Annotated in this window: 17 protein-coding genes and 1 tRNA gene; 8 read left to right on the top strand and 10 right to left on the bottom strand. The window is 75.6% G+C overall.

The window, feature by feature from the left end:
• Window positions 1-611 (top strand): hypothetical protein (locus J5O08_RS15800; RefSeq protein WP_218707861.1); only part of this gene is annotated, 611 nt, incomplete at its 5' end.
• Between the two features lie 331 nt (window positions 612-942).
• Here J5O08_RS15800 and rplA read toward each other — a convergent pair.
• From rplA to J5O08_RS15775, 5 genes are all read right to left on the bottom strand, one after another.
• Window positions 943-1662, bottom strand: coding sequence for a 50S ribosomal protein L1 (rplA, locus tag J5O08_RS15795; protein WP_147795437.1), 720 nt, complete (start codon window positions 1660-1662; stop codon window positions 943-945).
• A gap of 110 nt (window positions 1663-1772) precedes the next feature.
• Window positions 1773-2204: a 50S ribosomal protein L11 gene (gene rplK, locus J5O08_RS15790; protein ID WP_147795436.1), complete on the bottom strand. Its 432-nt coding sequence runs from the start codon at window positions 2202-2204 to the stop codon at window positions 1773-1775.
• A 94-nt stretch (window positions 2205-2298) separates the two neighbouring features.
• On the bottom strand, window positions 2299-3102 hold the full coding sequence (nusG, locus tag J5O08_RS15785; RefSeq protein ID WP_218707860.1) for a transcription termination/antitermination protein NusG: 804 nt from the start codon (window positions 3100-3102) through the stop codon (window positions 2299-2301).
• Window positions 3103-3173: 71 nt separating this feature from the next.
• The gene (gene secE / locus J5O08_RS15780; protein ID WP_246854955.1) at window positions 3174-3458 is read right to left on the bottom strand and encodes a preprotein translocase subunit SecE; all 285 of its coding nucleotides are present in this window, start codon (window positions 3456-3458) and stop codon (window positions 3174-3176) included.
• Window positions 3459-3572: 114 nt separating this feature from the next.
• Window positions 3573-3645 (bottom strand) — tRNA-Trp (locus tag J5O08_RS15775).
• Between the two features lie 178 nt (window positions 3646-3823).
• Between J5O08_RS15775 and J5O08_RS15770 the strand changes: the two genes are divergently transcribed.
• The 6 genes from J5O08_RS15770 (at window position 3824) to J5O08_RS15745 (ending at window position 10069) form a co-directional block, all read left to right on the top strand.
• Window positions 3824-5062 carry a pyridoxal phosphate-dependent aminotransferase gene (locus J5O08_RS15770; RefSeq protein ID WP_217616410.1) on the top strand — a complete coding sequence of 413 codons (1239 nt, stop codon included), beginning with the start codon at window positions 3824-3826 and terminating at the stop codon, window positions 5060-5062.
• 98 nt (window positions 5063-5160) lie between these two features.
• The gene (locus tag J5O08_RS15765) at window positions 5161-6063 is read left to right on the top strand and encodes an ABC transporter ATP-binding protein (protein ID WP_218707859.1); all 903 of its coding nucleotides are present in this window, start codon (window positions 5161-5163) and stop codon (window positions 6061-6063) included.
• Window positions 6060-6899, top strand: coding sequence for an ABC transporter permease (locus tag J5O08_RS15760; RefSeq protein ID WP_218707858.1), 840 nt, complete (start codon window positions 6060-6062; stop codon window positions 6897-6899). Before J5O08_RS15765 ends, J5O08_RS15760 begins: the two co-directional genes overlap by 4 nt.
• A gap of 19 nt (window positions 6900-6918) precedes the next feature.
• Complete coding sequence (locus tag J5O08_RS21710; protein ID WP_218707857.1) at window positions 6919-8220, top strand: sensor histidine kinase; 1302 nt, start codon at window positions 6919-6921, stop codon at window positions 8218-8220.
• Between the two features lie 80 nt (window positions 8221-8300).
• Window positions 8301-8867: a response regulator gene (locus tag J5O08_RS15750; RefSeq protein WP_374225984.1), complete on the top strand. Its 567-nt coding sequence runs from the start codon at window positions 8301-8303 to the stop codon at window positions 8865-8867.
• A 161-nt stretch (window positions 8868-9028) separates the two neighbouring features.
• Window positions 9029-10069 carry an adenosine deaminase gene (locus J5O08_RS15745; RefSeq protein ID WP_218707855.1) on the top strand — a complete coding sequence of 347 codons (1041 nt, stop codon included), beginning with the start codon at window positions 9029-9031 and terminating at the stop codon, window positions 10067-10069.
• Between the two features lie 135 nt (window positions 10070-10204).
• Here the strand turns inward: J5O08_RS15745 and J5O08_RS15740 are convergent, their stop codons facing one another.
• The 3 genes from J5O08_RS15740 to J5O08_RS15730 all read right to left on the bottom strand — a co-directional run bounded on the left by J5O08_RS15740 (window position 10205) and on the right by J5O08_RS15730 (window position 14096).
• Window positions 10205-11299, bottom strand: coding sequence for a UDP-N-acetylmuramate dehydrogenase (locus tag J5O08_RS15740; RefSeq protein ID WP_218707854.1), 1095 nt, complete (start codon window positions 11297-11299; stop codon window positions 10205-10207).
• The gene (locus J5O08_RS15735; RefSeq protein WP_218707853.1) at window positions 11296-12531 is read right to left on the bottom strand and encodes an MFS transporter; all 1236 of its coding nucleotides are present in this window, start codon (window positions 12529-12531) and stop codon (window positions 11296-11298) included. Before J5O08_RS15735 ends, J5O08_RS15740 begins: the two co-directional genes overlap by 4 nt.
• A 65-nt stretch (window positions 12532-12596) precedes the next feature.
• Window positions 12597-14096 carry an MFS transporter gene (locus J5O08_RS15730; RefSeq protein WP_308281660.1) on the bottom strand — a complete coding sequence of 500 codons (1500 nt, stop codon included), beginning with the start codon at window positions 14094-14096 and terminating at the stop codon, window positions 12597-12599.
• 286 nt (window positions 14097-14382) lie between these two features.
• Here J5O08_RS15730 and J5O08_RS15725 point away from each other — a divergent pair, with 286 nt between their 5' ends.
• Complete coding sequence (locus tag J5O08_RS15725) at window positions 14383-15450, top strand: LacI family DNA-binding transcriptional regulator (protein ID WP_218707852.1); 1068 nt, start codon at window positions 14383-14385, stop codon at window positions 15448-15450.
• 152 nt (window positions 15451-15602) lie between these two features.
• Here the strand turns inward: J5O08_RS15725 and J5O08_RS15720 are convergent, their stop codons facing one another.
• Together J5O08_RS15720 and J5O08_RS15715 are read right to left on the bottom strand one after the other, a co-directional pair.
• Window positions 15603-16025 (bottom strand): MaoC family dehydratase, encoded by a 423-nt coding sequence (locus tag J5O08_RS15720; RefSeq protein ID WP_218707851.1) that lies wholly within the window; start codon window positions 16023-16025, stop codon window positions 15603-15605.
• Complete coding sequence (locus J5O08_RS15715; RefSeq protein ID WP_218707850.1) at window positions 16025-16474, bottom strand: MaoC family dehydratase N-terminal domain-containing protein; 450 nt, start codon at window positions 16472-16474, stop codon at window positions 16025-16027. The genes J5O08_RS15720 and J5O08_RS15715 overlap by 1 nt, the downstream gene beginning before the upstream one ends.
• Window positions 16475-16487: the final 13 nt, after the last annotated feature.

Genomic DNA, 16487 nt, shown 5'->3' with positions numbered 1-16487 from the left:
GGCCGGCGGGCGGCGCCGTCCCGGCGGCGGGCGTGCGGGCGCCCGCCGCCGCGGGACCTGCCCGGGCGCCGCACCGCACCGCCGCCGGCGAGAGCGCGCTCCAGGCGCTGACCCGGCAGTGGGCCTCCCTCGCGGCGCTGGGCCTGGGCCTGGTCGCCTGCGGCGTGGGCGCCGGCCACCTGGAGCACCACCTGCCGGTGGGCGTCGTGCTGTCCGCGCTCGGGCTCGTGGCCATCGGCTGGGGCGTCCTCGCCCTGCGTGGCCCCGCGCCCGTCCCCCGCGCGGCCGCCGGCGTCGCCCTGGCGTCCGGGCCGGCGGTGCTGCTCAGCTCCCCGCTGACCGGCACCGCCACGACCGCGGCCGAGGCCGCCGCGCTGGTGCTGGGCCTGGCGGTCGGGATCCTGCTCGCCCTCGGGCAGCGCGCCGGGACAGCCCCGGGGGTTCGGCGGCGCGCGCCCGGCGGTGCCGGCCAGGCGGGCACGCTCGCGGCGGGCGCGCTGCTGGTGGCGCTGGTGACCGTGCCGGGCCTCGCCGCGACGGAGGCGGGCGCGCACGCGGTGCCGCACGGCTCGCACGGCCTGCCCGCCGAGACGGGCCACGCGGGCCACTAGGCCCGCGGGGCCGGGCCGCGAGGTCCGGCACCACCCGGCCACCAGGTCGGGCACGACCGGGCCCGGGCGGGCCCGGTACCACGACCGCCGCGCGGCGTCGGCAGGGACGGCTCCCCCGGCGCCGCGCGGCTCACCCGCGCCGCACGCGGCACACTGCCCCGGGTCCCCACCCGATTCTCCCGTCCTCCCCCGAACGATCAGGGGGCAACGCGAGAATCGGGTGGGGACGAGGGCGACACCCGAAACGCCCGACCCGGGCACGCCCGCACGGACGCCGGAGGCCCGGCACCCCCTCAGGGGTGCCGGGCCTCCGCGTACCGGTTGAGGTGGCTCAGGCCGCCTCGTCCTCCGAGGTGAGGTTCCGGGTCTTGTTCTGGTCGACCAGGATGCCGGGGCCGTTCGTGGTCGAGATGGTCGCCTTGGTGATGTAGCGGCCCTTCGACGCGGACGGCTTGAGACGCAGGATCTCCTCGAGCGCCGCGGCGTAGTTCTCCACCAGCTGGACGTCGGAGAACGACGTCTTGCCGATGATGAAGTGCAGGTTCGCGTGCTTGTCGACGCGAAACTCGATCTTGCCGCCCTTGATGTCGGAGACGGCCTTGGCCACGTCCATCGTCACGGTGCCGGTCTTCGGGTTCGGCATGAGGCCACGCGGACCGAGCACCTTGCCGAGGCGGCCGACCTTGCCCATGAGGTCCGGGGTCGCGACCGCGGAGTCGAAGTCGGTGTAGCCCGCCGCGACCTTCTCGATCAGCTCGTCGCCACCGACCTCGTCCGCACCGGCGGCGCGGGCCTGCTCGGCACGCTCACCGGTCGCGAACACGATGACGCGGGCGGTCTTGCCCGTGCCGTTCGGCAGGTTGACCGTGCCGCGGACCATCTGGTCGGCCTTGCGCGGGTCGACACCGAGGCGCATGGCGACCTCGACGGTCGCGTCGTACTTGGTGGTCGACGTGGCCTGCGCGAGGCGGATCGCCTGCAGCGGGTTGTAGGTGGTGCCGGCCTCGATCTTCTCGGCCGCGGCGCGGTACGCCTTGCTGTGCTTCGCCATCTGCTCTCTCTCCTTCAGCAGTCGTGGTCGTCGGGCCGCACAGGGCCCTGCCACTGGGGCGCCCGCCCCGGAGGTCCCGGGGCGGGCGGTCGTTCAGTCGAGCCGGGGGCTCAGCCCTCGACCTTGATGCCCATCGAGCGCGCGGTGCCGGCGATGATCTTCTCGGCGGCGGCGAGGTCGTTGGCGTTCAGGTCCTCGAGCTTGGTCGAGGCGATCTCGCGGACCTGGTCCGCGGTCAGCGTCGCGACCTTGACCGTGTGCGGCGTGGGCGAGCCCTTCGCGACACCGGCGGCCTTCTTGATGAGCTCCGCGGCCGGCGGGGTCTTCGTGATGAAGGTGAAGGAACGGTCCTCGTAGACCGTGATCTCCACCGGGATCACGTTGCCGCGCTGCGACTCGGTGGCCGCGTTGTAGGCCTTGCAGAACTCCATGATGTTCACACCGTGCTGACCCAGCGCCGGACCGATCGGCGGGGCGGGGGTCGCCGCACCGGCGTTGATCTGGAGCTTGATGAGGCCGGTGACCTTCTTCTTCGGGGGCATGAGCCACCCTTTCTTCTCTCGTGGGCCGACGCCGTGGGCGATGACCCGGTTGCAGTGCTGCGTCCGCGCGCGCCCCGGTCCCGGGGCGGGCGGCTCAGATCTTGGCGACCTGGCTGAATGACAGCTCGACCGGGGTCTCCCGGCCGAAGATGGAGACGAGGACCTTGAGCTTCTGGTTCTCGGGGCTGATCTCGGAGATCGTGGCCGGCAGCGTGTCGAACGGGCCGTCGGTGACGGTGACCGACTCGCCGACGGTGAAGTCGACCTCGATCGGGGCGGCGGCCTTCTGCTGCGGGGCGGCGGCCGGGGTCTTCGCCTCGATCGTCGGGGCCAGCATGGAGAACACCTCGTCGAGGGTCAGCGGCACCGGCTGGTGGGTGTGGCCCACGAAGCCCGTGACGCCCGGGGTGTGCCGGACGGCGCCCCACGACTCGTCGGTGAGGTCCATGCGCACGAGGACGTAGCCGGGGATCCGGACGCGGCGCACGACCTTGCGCTGCGCGTTCTTGATCTCGACGACCTCCTCCATGGGGACCTCCACCTGGAAGATGAAGTCCTCCATGTTGAGGCTCTGGATGCGGTTCTCGAGGTTCGTCTTCACGCGGTTCTCGTAGCCCGCGTAGGAGTGGATGACGTACCAGTCGCCGAACTGCGACTTCAGCTGCGCCTTGAACGCGGCGACCGGGTCCTCGTCGACGTCGACGACGTCGACGACCTCGTCGGACTCCTCGGCGTCGTCGGCCTGCTCGACCGGGGCGGCCTCGGCCGCGTCGTCGGCGTCGACCTCGTCCGCGGGCTCGCCGGCGGCCGGGGCCTCGACCGCCTCGACCGACGCCAGGGCGTCGTCGAGCTCGGACTCGGCGGCACCCAGACCGGGCTCCTGCGATTCCTGCGACACGGGCGAACCTGCTTTCTGCTGCGGAAGGTGGTGCTGAGGTGACGTGCGCCCCGCGGGGGCGCCGCGGAGGCTCAGCCCCCGAAGATCCAGAACGTGGCGCGGCCGATGCCGAAGTCCACGACGGTCACGAACGCCATCACGACGGCCACGAACACCAGCACGACGCCGGTGTAGGTCACCAGCTCGGAGCGGGTCGGGCGGACGACCTTCTTGAGCTCCGCCACGACCTGGCGGACGAACAGGGCGATCCGGGCGAACAGGCCGCGCTTCTTCTCCGGGCGAGCGGCCTTCTTGCCGCCGGTCCGCTCCGCGGGCTCGCCCGCGTCGGACGCCGCCACGGGTGCCGAGTCGCTCACCTGATCGATTCCCCTACGTCTCGCGACGCCGGCCGTCGCCGGGCGCCTCATGTCGTCCGGCGGCCGCGCCCCGGGAGGTCCCCGGGGGAGCCGCGCGGTCCGTGACCACACGCGCAGGGCAGGCGAGACTCGAACTCGCAACCGCCGGTTTTGGAGACCGGTGCGCTACCAATTGCGCCACTACCCTACGGCGGCGGCGTCCTGATGAGCCTCCCTCGCGGGCGCGGCTCATCATGGTGGACGTCAACCACCGAGGGACCACTGTACGCGACGCGCGGGCCGGGGTCGAACCGCCCTCCCGGCCGGCCCGCGCGACGGGCCTCGCCCCGGACGCGCCCTGCAGCCGCGCCGCCCGGTCTGCGAGGATGGCGGGCGTGAGCGCGCCCGCCCCCGCCCAGCCCGCCCAGCCCCGCCGCGTGTCCGCCCGCGTCGGGGGCATCGCCGAGTCCGCCACCCTGGCGGTGGACGCGAAGGCCAAGGCCCTGAAGGCCGCCGGCCGGCCCGTGATCGGCTTCGGCGCCGGCGAGCCGGACTTCCCGACGCCCGACTACATCGTCGAGGCCGCGGTCGCCGCCGCGCGCAACCCCGCGAACCACCGCTACTCCCCCGCCGGCGGGCTGCCCGCGCTCAAGGAGGCGGTCGCGGCCAAGACGCTGCGCGACTCCGGCTACGCGATCTCCCCCGCCGACGTGCTGGTGACCAACGGCGGCAAGCAGGCCGTCTACCAGGCGTTCGCGACCCTGCTCGACCCGGGCGACGAGGTGCTGCTCCCGGCCCCGTACTGGACCACCTACCCGGAGGCGATCCGGCTGGCCGGCGGCGTGCCCGTCGAGGTGGTCGCCGGCGTCGACCAGGGCTACAAGGTCACCGTCGAGCAGCTCGAGGCCGCCCGCACCCCGCGGACCAAGGTGCTGCTGTTCTGCTCGCCGTCCAACCCGACCGGCGCCGTCCACTCCCCGGAGCAGACCGCCGAGATCGGCCGCTGGGCCCTCGAGCACGGCATCTGGGTCGTCACCGACGAGATCTACGAGCACCTCACCTACGACGGCGCGGTGGCGACGCCGATGCTGTCCGCGGTCCCGGAGCTCGCGGACACCACCGTCGTGCTGAACGGCGTCGCCAAGACCTACGCGATGACCGGTTGGCGGGTGGGCTGGCTCGTCGGACCGTCGGACGTCGTCAAGGCCGCGACCAACCTGCAGTCGCACCTGACCTCCAACGTCGCCAACGTCTCCCAGCACGCCGCGATCGCCGCGCTCACCGGCGACCTGTCGGCCGTCGCCGCGATGCGCGAGGCGTTCGACCGCCGCCGGCGGACCATGGTGTCGATGCTGGCGGAGATCGACGGCGTCGTGATCCCCGCGCCGGAGGGCGCCTTCTACGCCTACCCCGCGGTGCACGGCCTGCTCGGCCGCACGTTCCGCGGCGTCACCCCGACCACGTCCGCCGAGCTGGCCGCGCTGCTGCTCGACCAGGCCGAGGTCGCGGTCGTCCCCGGCGAGGCGTTCGGGCCGAGCGGGTACCTCCGGCTGTCCTACGCGCTGGGCGACGCCGACCTGGCCGAGGGCGTCGGGCGGATCCAGGCGCTGCTCGCCGAGGGCTGACCCGCACCGGCTGACCCGCCCGTCCACCGATCGGTGGACGGGCGGTCCCGTCCCCCGGTCGTCCCGCCGGGCCACTCCCGCCCGCGAGGCTGGCTGCCATGGACGACAGCGACCTGGCGGTCCGGGTGACCGGCCTGCAGAAGCGGTACGGCGAGAAGCGCGCCGTCGACGGGCTCGACCTCACGGTGGCCCGCGGCGAGATCGTCGCCGTGCTCGGCCCGAACGGGGCGGGCAAGACGACCACCGTCGAGATCCTCGAGGGCTACCGGCGGCGGGACGGCGGCGACGTCCGCGTCCTGGGCGTCGACCCCCAGACCGCGGGCCGCGACTGGCGGGCCCGGATCGGCATCGTGCTGCAGGGCACCAACGACCTCGCCGAGGCGACGGTCTCCGAGCTCGTGCACCACTTCGCGCGGTACTACCCCGACCCGCGGGACCCCGAGGAGGTCATCGACGCGGTCGGCCTGCGCGAGAAGGCCCGCACCCGGAGCCGGCAGCTGTCCGGCGGCCAGCGGCGCCGGCTCGACGTGGCGCTCGGCATCGTCGGCCGGCCCGAGCTGCTGTTCCTCGACGAGCCCACGACCGGCTTCGACCCCGAGGCCCGGCACGCGTTCTGGGACCTGGTGTCCGGGCTGCGCGACGGCGGCACGACGATCCTGCTGACCACGCACTACCTGGAGGAGGCCGAGCACCTGGCCGACCGGGTGGCCGTGGTCCGGTCCGGCCGCGTGGTCGCGGTCGACACCCCGGCCGACCTCGGCGGGCGCTCGGCGCACCAGGCGGTCGTGCGGTGGACCGAGGGCGGCGCGCCCCGCTCGGAGCGGACGGACGCGCCGACGGCGCTGGTCGCGGCGCTGAGCGCCCGGCTCGGCGGCGAGGTCCCCGGCCTGCAGGTCGTCCGGCCGACCCTCGAGGACGTCTACCTCGGGCTGATCGCGGCGGACGAGGACACCACCCCGGCGGCCCTGCCCGCCCTGGCGACGACGGAGGCCGCGCGATGAGCACCACGACCCTGGACCGGCCCACGGCCGGCCCGCTGCCCGGCGCGCTGCGCCTCGGCGTCGACCGGGCGCGCTACGAGATCCGCGGGTTCTTCCGCGAGCGGGACGCGATCATCTTCATCTTCGCGTACCCGATCATCATGCTGGCGATCTTCGCGACGGTGTTCGGCCAGGACGGCGCCGAGGTCGCCGACGGCGTGCCGTTCGCGCAGTACTTCCTGCCCGGCATGATCGCCACCGGCGTGCTGCTGTCGTCGTTCCAGTCGCTGGCGATCTCGATCCCGGTCGAGCGGGACGAGGGCGGTCTCAAGCGGCTGGGCGGCACGCCGCTGCCGCCGGCGGCGTACTTCCTGGGCAAGGTCGGCCAGGTGCTGGTGGTGTCCGTGGTGCAGGTCGCGCTGCTGCTCGCGGTCGCCGGGCTGGTGTTCGACGTCGACATGCCGGACGCCTCCGGGTGGGCCACGTTCGCCTGGGTGTTCGTGCTCGGGGTCGCCGCCGGCGCGGTGTGCGGGGTCGGGTTCTCGTCGCTGCCCCGGTCGGGCCGGTCCGCGAGCGCCGTGGTCACGCCCGTGGTGCTGGTGCTGCAGTTCATCTCCGGCGTGTTCTTCGCCTTCTACGACCTGCCGTCCTGGATGCAGCAGGTCGCGTCGGTGTTCCCGCTCAAGTGGATGGCCCAGGGCATGCGGTCCGTGTTCCTGCCGGACGAGGCGGCCGCGCTCGAGCCGTCCGGGTCGTGGCAGCACGGCGCGACCGCGGCGGTCCTGCTGGCCTGGCTGGTCGTCGGCCTCGTCGTCGGGGTCCGGACGTTCCGGTGGCGGCGGCGTGACGACGGCTGACCTGCGCCAGACTGGGCCCGTGACCAGCGACGCGCGACCGGGGGACGGGGCTGCGGCCCCGGCCCCCGGCGGCGCGCGCGCCGAGGCCGAGCGGACCCTGTTCTGGCGGCGCGCCCTCGCCGGCTGGGACGCGGCGTTCTACGCGCTCCTGGCCATCAGCGCGATCTCGATCCTCACCGTCGCGGACACGTTCCCGCCGGACGGGGGGACCTGGGCGGCGCTCGGCGGGCTGACCCTGCTGCTGCTGGCCTACGTCCTGGTCGGCCGCCGGGGCGCCCAGGCCGGCGACGTCCGGCTCACCCGGGCCTACCTGGTCGTGCTCGTGGTGGTGGTCTCGCTGTGCAGCGGGGTCAGCACCATCGGCTCGATCCTGCTGTTCGTCGGGTTCTCGCAGGTGTGGTTCTTCGCGGCCTCGATGCGGGAGGGCGTGCTGGCGTCCGTCGTCCTGGCGGTCGCCTCCTGCGCGGCGATCGCGACGGCGGCGTTCGCGGCGGGCGAGGACCCCTCGGCGCGCGACCTGGTGGTGCTGGGCGCGCAGATGGCCGTCGGCCTGATCTTCTCGCTCGCGCTCGGGGTGTGGATCACCCGGGTCGCCGAGCGGTCCGAGGAGCGGGCCTGGCTGCTGGAGCAGCTGGAGTCCGCGCAGGCGCAGCTCGCCGCGAGCAACCACGCCTCGGGCGTCCTCGCGGAGCGGGAGCGGATGGCGCAGGAGATCCACGACACCCTGGCGCAGGGGTTCACCAGTGTCGTGATGCTCGCGCAGACGGCGCAGGCCCAGCTCGACGCCGGGCGCGCCGACCTGGCACGGGACCGGCTGGACCAGGTGGAGCGGGTCGCCCGCGAGAACCTCGCCGAGGCGCGCGCGCTCGTCGCCGCGTTCGGGCCCGCCGCGCTGGCGGACGCCACGCTGGCCGAGGCGCTGGAGCGGCTGGCCGAGCGGTTCCAGGCGGAGACGGGGGTCCGGGTCGAGGTCGCGCTCGGCGACGCCGGCGCCCCGGACCGCGACACCGAGGTCGTGCTGCTGCGCGCCGCGCAGGAGGCGCTCGCGAACGTCCGCAAGCACGCGGGCGCGCGCCGGGTGCTGCTCCGGCTGGTCCGGGACGACGGGGTGCTCGCCCTCGAGGTGCTCGACGACGGTCAGGGGCTCGCCCCCGGCACCGCCGAGGGCGTGGGGCTGCGCGGGATGCGCGAGCGCGTCACCGCGGGCGGAGGGACGCTCGACGTGGCCGGGGAGCCCGGCCGCGGGACGCGGGTGCGGCTGGCGATGCCGCTCCGCGACGGGGACGGGCCGCTCGGCGACCCGGGGACGGGGACGGCGTGACCGCGCACGAGCAGGACACGACGGCGGTGCGGGTGCTGGTCGCGGACGACCACCCCGTGGTGCGGTCGGGGCTGGTCGGCATGCTGACCGTCGAGCCGGACGTCGAGGTGGTCGGCGAGGTCGGCGACGGGGCCGCGGCGGTCGAGGCCGCGCGGGCGCTCCGCCCGGACCTGGTGCTGATGGACCTGCGGATGCCGGTGCTGGACGGCGCCGCGGCGACCGCGCGCATCGTCGCGGAGGTGCCGGGCGTGCGGGTGCTGGTCCTCACCACCTACGAGACGGACGCCGACATCCTGCGCGCCGTCGAGGCGGGCGCCACCGGCTACCTGCTCAAGGACACCCCGCGGGACCAGCTCGTGGCCGGCGTCCGCGGCGCGGCCCGGGGTGAGTCGGCGCTGTCGCCGTCGGTCGCGTCCCGGCTGGTGCAGCAGATGCGCGGCGAGGGCGAGCGGCTCACGGCCCGCGAGCTGGAGGTGCTGGCCGGGGTGGCGCGGGGGCTGTCGAACGCCGCGGTCGGCCGGGAGCTGTTCATCACCGAGGCGACCGTGAAGACGCACCTGCTCCGGGCGTTCGCGAAGCTCGGCGTCGACGACCGCACCCACGCGGTGACGGTCGCGATGCAGCGGGGCCTGCTCCCGGCGCCCTGACCCCCGCCCCCCTCCCCGCCCCCCGCCTGCCGAGGTCGAGGGTTTCGCGTGGAACCGCCCGCGCAACCCCTCGACCTCGACGCGAACCCTCGACCTCGCGCCGGCGGGGCGCCGGCGCGGCGGAGGGGGCAGGGCGCGCGGGGATCAGGCAGACTCGCCGGGTGCGCGACCTGGCCCTGCTCCCGAAGGCCCACCTCCACCTGCACTTCACGGGGTCGATGCGCGTGCAGACCCTGGGCGACCTGGCGGCCGAGCGCGGAGTCCGGCTGCCGGCCACGCTGCTCGACGGCGAGGGCCTGCGGGTCCCGGCCGACGAGCGCGGCTGGTTCCGGTTCCAGCGGCTGTACGACGCAGCCCGCGCGTGCGTCCGCGGCGAGGCCGACCTGCGGCGGATCGTCCGCGAGGCCGCGACCGACGACGCCGCGGAGGGCTCGGGCCGGCTCGAGATCCAGGTCGACCCGACGTCGTACGCCCCACCGGTCGGCGGCATCACGCCCGCGCTGGAGATCGTGCTGGACGAGGCCCGGTCGGCGAGCGAGGACCTGGGCGTCGAGGTCGGCGTCGTCGTGGCGGCGTCCCGGATGCGGCACCCCCTCGACGCCCGGACCCTCGCGCGGCTGGCCGCCCGGTACGCCGGGGACGGCCCCGGCGAGGTGATCGGCTTCGGCCTCAGCAACGACGAGCGCCGCGGCGACACCCCGGAGTTCGCGCCGGCGTTCGCGATCGCCCGCCGCGCGGGCCTGGCGTCCGTGCCGCACGGCGGCGAGCTGCTCGGCCCGCCGCACGTCGAGGACGTCCTGGAGTCGCTGGCCCCCGACCGGCTCGGCCACGGCGTGCGGTCGGCGGAGGACGGCGCGCTGCTGCGCCGGATCGTGGACCGCGGGATCGCCCTGGAGGTGTGCCCGGCGTCGAACGTGTCGCTCGGGGTCTACCGCCGACCCGAGGACGTGCCGCTGCGCCGGCTCGTCGACGCGGGCGCGACGGTGGCGCTGGGCGCGGACGACCCGCTGCTGTTCGGGTCCCGGCTGGTGGAGCAGTACACGACCGCCCGCGAGGTGCACGGGTTCACCGACGCGGAGCTGGCGGACCTGGCGCGGGCGTCGATCCGGGCCAGCCGGGCCTCCGACGGCACGAAGGCCCGCCTGCTGTCGGGCGTCGACGCGTGGCTAGCCGCCGACGAGGTTGCGCAACCCGCGGGTTGACCAACCGCGGCCGCACTTCGCCGAGATGGCAACTTTCGACTGTGTCAGGCACCGCCCGCACAGCCGAGAGTTGCCATCTCGGCGAGAGGGGTCGGCGAGCGAGGGGTGTGCGCGGGCGCGGCTCGCGCCCCTGCGTCAGAGGTCGGCGCCCACCAGGACCGGCTCCGGCTCCAGGGTGAGGCCGAAGCGCTGCGCCACGCCGTCCCGGACGGTGCGCGCCAGCGTCAGCAGGTCGCCCGCGTTCGCGCCGCCGCGGTTCGTCAGCGCCAGGGTGTGCTTGGTCGACAGCGCCGCGGGCCCCGGCAGGCCGTAGCCCTTCGAGAACCCCGCCTGCTCGATCAGCCACGCCGCGCTGGTCTTCACCAGGCCTTCGCCCGCCGGGAACCGCGGGGCGTCCTCGGGCAGATCGGCGGCGTCCGCCTCGGTCAGCACCGGGTTGGTGAAGAACGAGCCGGCCGAGCGGGTGTCGGGGTCGGCCGGGTCGAGCACCATGCCCTTGCGTGCGCGCAGCGCGAGCACCGTGGCGCGCACCTCGGGCAGCGGCGCCCGCTCCCCCACCTCGATGCCGAGGGCCCGCGCGAGCTCGCCGTACCGGATCGGCTCGGAGAGGTCGGCGACGCGCAGCTGGAACGTCACGTCGAGCACCACGTACCGCGGCGTCGGGAACCAGGGGGCGCCGGGGTCGGCCGCGTCGGGCAGCGCGCGCATCGACCGCTTGAGCAGCGACGTCCGGTAGCCGAAATGCAGGTCGACGACGGGCAGCGTCCGCACCCGGCCGCGCACCCGGTCCCAGACCCGCACGGTCGCGATCGTCTGGGACACCTCCTGGCCGTACGCGCCGACGTTCTGCACGGGCGTCGCGCCCGTCGACCCGGGGATCCCGGACAGCGCCTCGATGCCCTTGAGCCGGTGCGCGGCGGCGTGGGCCACCACGTCGTCCCACGGGGTGCCCGCCGCCGCGGTCACGGTCACGCCGGCGCACGCCGAGTGGTCGGGCGTCGTCAGGTCGCGCCGGACGTCCCGGACCACGAGGCCGTCGAAGCCCGCGTCCGACACCAGCAGGTTCGACCCGCCACCGAGCACCAGCAGCGGGACGCCCTCGGCGTCGGCGGTCCGCACCGCGTCGATCAGCTCGGCCTCGGTGGTCGTCTCCACGAGCCGGCTCGCGGGCCCGCCCACCCCGAGGGTGGTGAGCTCGCTGAAGGTCGCGGACTGGACGTCGGTGGTCACGGGACGAGCGTAGGCCGCTCCGCGGGCTCCTGCCGCGCCGGTGCCGCGGCGTTCACCACGAGCAGGCCGACGACGATCGGCACCGCGATCGCCAGCAGCGCGTGCCGGTAGCCGACCTCGTGGGCGAGCAGGCCGAGCAGCGGCGGGCCGGCGAGGAACGCCGAGTAGCCGATCGTCGACACGACGGACACCCGGGCGGCCGCGCGCAGCGGGTCGTCGCTCGCCGCGCTCATGCCGACCGGGAAGCCGAGCGCCGCGCCCATGCCCCACAGCACCGCGCCGACGAGCGCCAGCCACAGCAGGTCGTCCGGCACCAGGCCGAACACCAGCAGGCCGACCAGCGCCAGGCCCGCGCACAGCCGCAGCACGGCGACCCGGCCGAACCGGTCGAGCAGCGCCGTGCCGAGGAACCGCATGACGGTCATCGCCGTGACGAACACGCCGAACGAGATCGCCCCCACCGCGTCGGACTGGTCGAAGCCGTCGACGACGGCCAGGCTCAGCCAGTCGTTGCCGGCGCCCTCGGTGAGCGCGGCGGCGAGGACCACCAGGCCGATGAGCAGCGTGCGCGGCTCGAGCCACGCGGCGAACACCGACCGCGGCGCGTGGGCGGCGTGCTCGCCGTCGCCGGCGGGCGCGTGCTGCCCCGCCGGCAGGAACGACCGCACGGCGACCAGGACCGCGATCGACGACAGCAGCACCGCGACCGGCACGTGCACCTGGACCGGGACGTGCGCGGCGGCCACCACGGCGGCGATCCCGGCGGCGACCACGGTGCCCAGCGAGAACCCCGCGTGATAGCGCGGCATGACGGTCTTCCCGAGCTTCTGCTCGACGATCGCACCCTCGAGGTTCATCGCCGCGTCCCAGACGCCGGTGCCGACGCCGAACACGACCAGGCCCGCGGCGGTCACGACCACCTCGCCCAGCGCCGCCCCGAACGTCGCGATGGTCAGGCCCGCGGCGTTGAGCAGGGCGAACCCGGCGACCGCCTTGACCGCGCCGATCCGGGTGACGACGAGCCCCGAGAGCGGCAGCGCCACGAGCGAGCCGCAGGACCCGACGAGCAGCAGCAGGCCCATCTGCGCCTCGGACAGCCCGAGCGCGTCCCGGACCGCGGGCAGCCGCGCCGCCCAGCTCGAGAAGTTGAACCCGGACAGGGCGAAGACCACGAACACGGCCACCGAGGCGGTGCGGACGGCGGGCGGGGCGGCCGGGGCGGGGTGCGTCATCGCGGGGCTCCACGGGGTCGTGCGGGTCGGGGTCGGATCGGGGCGCGGCGGCCCCGGGGTCGGGGTCAGGCCGGGCGGGCCGGCTCCGGCACGTGGTCGCCGGAGGGCTCGCGTCGGACGCTACCGGAGGGCACGCACACGGCGTCCTCCCCCGGTGCGTGCGACGCGGGGACCGCGACCGGCTCGGCGGTGGCGACCACGGGGGCACCGGGGTCGTCGGCGGGGGCGGTCGGCGCGGCCCCGGCGAGACCGTCGGGGCGGCGCACCGTCCGGGCCAGCAGCACCGACGCGACCATCGCGGCGGTGATGAGCAGCAGCGCGTGCCGGGTGCCCATGAGCTCGGCGGCGAGGCCCAGCAGCGGCGGGGCCGCGAGCGAGGCCGTCGAGGAGAACGACGAGATGACGGCCACCCGGCTCGCCGCGCGCAGCGGGTCGTCGGACGCGGCGGCGATGCCCAGCGGGACGGTGAGCGCGGCGCCGCAGCCCCACGCGACGATCCCGATCGCGGCCAGCGGCAGCGACGGCGCGAAGCCGAACAGCAGCAGGCCGCCGAACGACACCAGGCCCGAGGTGCGCAGCACGGTGACGCGGCCGTACCGGTCGATCAGCTTCGTGCCGAGCAGCCGGACCAGCGTCATCGCGCCGACGAACACGCCGAACATCGCGGCACCCACGGCCTCGACCTGGTCGAAGCCGTCGACGACCGCGATCGCCAGCCAGTCGTTGGCGGCGCCCTCGGAGAGCGCGGCGGACATGATGACCACGCCGATCAGCAGCGTGCGGGGCTCGCGCCAGGCGCCGAGCGCGGAGCCGGGCCGGGCGACGCGGCGGACCCGGGCGGCGCGCAGCCGGCCGGCGAGGCCCGCCTCGCGCGGGGTGCGGCCCTCCGCGCGGGCGTCGCGGGCCGTCGCGAGGGCGGCCCGGTCCGGCGGCAGCGACTCGATGACCGCGCCGGGCACCGACAGCAGCCGCCAGACGGTGCCGACGACGGCGGTGGCGACGAACTGCGCGAGCAGCGGCACGTCCGCCGCGGCGCACAGCGCGCCGATGCCGGAGCCGAGCACCGAGCCGATCGAGAACGCGGCGTGGAACTGCGGCAGCACCGTGCGTCCCATGCGCCGCTCGACGGCCGCGGTCTCGACGTTCAGCGGCACGTTGCCGATGGCGAAGCCGACGCCCGACAGGAAGATGCCGACCGTCAGCACCGGCACCGAGCCGATGGTGGGCCCGACGCCGATCAGCATGTACGCGGCGGCGAACGCCACCATCGACACGTAGAGGACGGCGCGGCCGCCGAACCGGTTCACCAGGACGCCGGCGACGGACACGGTGGCCAGGGAGCCGATCGAGCCGGCGATGAGCAGGCCGCCCAGCTCCGCGGTGCCCAGGTCGAGGGCCGCCCGGACGGCGGGCAGCCGGGCGAGCCAGCCGGACAGCATGAGGCCGCTCAGCGCGAACAGGCCCATGAGCAGCCACCGGGCACGGTGCACCGCGGGGTCCACGGGCAGCCGCGGGGTCGACGACGTCGCCCGGCCGGACCGGACCGGCCGGCGGCCGCCGGTCACGGGGGCCTCAGGGCGGGGTCGGCGGTTGGCCGGGCGGAGGGGGGCGCGCCCGGTGCGGGCCCGCTGCTGGCTCACGGCAGCTCCAGATCGGTGCAAGGGGGTGGTCAAGACGAGGTCCCGGCCGGGTCGAGGCCCGGTTCGAATCGATTCGATCCGGGCGCCGGAGCGAGCGGTCGAATCGATTCGGGGGAGGTCACCAGTGTGCGGGTACGCTGGCGGCGGCGTCAACGACTCTCGGGGACGGTGACGCCTCTCACCCCCGAGCCCCGGACCCGGAGGCGCCGCGGTGTCCCAGCGACCCACCCTGGCCGACGTGGCCTCCGCCGCCGGGGTGTCGGTCTCGACCGCGTCGCTGGCCTTCTCCGGCGCCGGCCCCATCGCCGAGGCCACCAAGCAGCGCGTGCTCGACGCCGCCGCGGACCTCGACTACGCCGGCCCGAACCCGCTCGGGCGCCAGCTGCGCAGCGGGCGGTCCGGCATCGTCGGCGTGGTCGTCGGCGACGCCCTGCGGCGGTCGTTCCGCGAGCCGGTGTCGGTGCAGCTGCTCGACGGACTGGTCGACACCATCAGCCCGCTCGGCCTGGGGGTGCTCCTGGTGCCCGGGTCGCTCGAGCCCGGCGCCCCGGCCGTCGACCCGCTCGTCGAGTCCGCCGCGATGGACGTCGCGGTGCTCATCTGGGGCGGGACGCTGGACGACCCGACCCTGCAGGCGCTGCAGCGGCGCGGCATCCCGCTGGTCGTCGTCGAGGGGCAGGATCTGCCCGGCATCGTGACGGTGGGCATCGAGGACCGGGCCGGCGTCGCCGACATCGCCCGGCACCTCGTCGGCCTGGGCCACGAGCGGATCGCGACGGTGACGCTGCCGTTCGGGCCGGACCGGCGCAGCGGGCTCGCCGACGCGGAGCGGCTCGGGCAGATCACCTGGTCCATCGCGCGGCGCCGGCTGGACGGGCTCGCCGACGCGGGCGTCACGCCGGTCGCGGTGTACGAGACGCCGGCCTCGCTGGTCGAGCACGGGCACGCCGCCGCGCAGGCGCTGCTCGCCGGCCCGGCGTCGACCCGGCCGACGGCCGTCGTCGCGCAGTCCGACCTGCTGGCCTCGGGCGTCGTCCTCGGCGCGCGCGAGCTCGGGCTGCGGGTGCCGGAGGACGTGTCGGTCGCCGGGTTCGACGGGCTGGACCTGCCGTGGCTCGCGCCGGACGTGCTCACGACCGTCACGCAGCCGATCACGGAGAAGGGCGCGGTGGTCGGCCGGGCGATCGAGGCGCTCCTGGCGGGCGGGACCCCGGCGGATGAGGTCCTCCCGGTCGAGCTCCGCCTCGGCACGACGACGGGGCCGGCGCCGACGGCCTGAGGCGCGGCGGGCGCCGACTCCCACCCGGGCACAGCCCCGTCCCCACCCGATCCTCGCGCGACCACCGCACGCATCGGGGGACGGCGCGAGAATCGGGAGGGGACCACGCGGGGTCCGGCACAGCGCGCGGATGCACCCGGCCCGAGGGCGGGTCAGGAGAGGCGGACGAGCGCCTGGCACTTGGCCAGGACGCGCGCACCCGCGGCGGTGGCCGTGAGGTCGATCCGCGCGGTGCGGGTGTCGGCGTCGAGCGCGCCGACGACGGCCACGACCTCGACGGCCGCGACCCCCGGGTCCGGCACCGGCACGGGCCGGGCGAACCGGGTCTGGTAGTCGACGACCGCACCGGGGTCGCCGGCCCAGTCGGAGACGACGCCGACGGCAGCGCCCATCGTCCACATGCCGTGCGCGATGACGCCGGGCAGCCCGACCTCGGTCGCGAACCGCTCGTTCCAGTGGATCGGGTTGAAGTCGCCGGACGCGCCGGCGTACCGCACCAGCCGGGACCGGTCGACGGCGAGCTCGCGGCGGCCGACCTCCTGGCCGACGGCCAGCTCCTCGAACGCGGGGGCCATCAGGCGTCCTCTCCGCGGACCGCGAGCGTGGACGTCACGGTGGCGACGGGCTCGCCGCCCTCCGCGTGGATCACGGCGCGGGTCGTCACCATCGACAGACCGGCGCGCTCGGTGACCGCGTCCACGTGCAGCACGGTGACCAGGCGGTCACCGGCGTGGATCGGGCGGTGGTGGATGAACCGCTCGTCGGCGTGCACGACGCGGCTGAAGTCGATGCCCGCCTCGGGGTCCTCGATCAGCTGCGCCTCGGCGCGCTGCGCCACGACGACGGCGAACGTCGGCGGCGCGATCACGTCGGGGTACCCGAGTGCTCGCGCCGCTTCGACGTCGGTGTGGGCCGGGTGCGTCGCCCCGACCGCCTCCGCGAACGCGCGGAGATGCTCGCGGCCGACCTCGTACGCCTCGTTCGGCGGGTACTCGCGTCCCGCGTACTCGGGGTTGACGGCCACGATCAGCGTCGCT

The organism is Cellulomonas sp. PS-H5 (genome assembly GCF_019265565.1).
Classification (GTDB): domain Bacteria; phylum Actinomycetota; class Actinomycetes; order Actinomycetales; family Cellulomonadaceae; genus Cellulomonas.
The sequence above is the reverse complement of the archived record's forward strand: the minus strand, read 5'-3'. Positions and strand labels throughout refer to the sequence as shown.

Coding starts and splice junctions, on each gene's coding strand:
- rplA (WP_147795437.1), bottom strand. CDS start 1,662: ATGGCGAAGCACAGCAAGGCGTACCGCGCCGCGGCCGAGAAGATCGAG.
- rplK (WP_147795436.1), bottom strand. CDS start 2,204: ATGCCCCCGAAGAAGAAGGTCACCGGCCTCATCAAGCTCCAGATCAAC.
- J5O08_RS15770 (WP_217616410.1), top strand. CDS start 3,824: ATGGCGGGCGTGAGCGCGCCCGCCCCCGCCCAGCCCGCCCAGCCCCGC.
- J5O08_RS15765 (WP_218707859.1), top strand. CDS start 5,161: ATGGACGACAGCGACCTGGCGGTCCGGGTGACCGGCCTGCAGAAGCGG.
- J5O08_RS15760 (WP_218707858.1), top strand. CDS start 6,060: ATGAGCACCACGACCCTGGACCGGCCCACGGCCGGCCCGCTGCCCGGC.
- J5O08_RS15750 (WP_374225984.1), top strand. CDS start 8,301: ATGCTGACCGTCGAGCCGGACGTCGAGGTGGTCGGCGAGGTCGGCGAC.
- J5O08_RS15735 (WP_218707853.1), bottom strand. CDS start 12,531: ATGACGCACCCCGCCCCGGCCGCCCCGCCCGCCGTCCGCACCGCCTCG.
- J5O08_RS15720 (WP_218707851.1), bottom strand. CDS start 16,025: ATGGCCCCCGCGTTCGAGGAGCTGGCCGTCGGCCAGGAGGTCGGCCGC.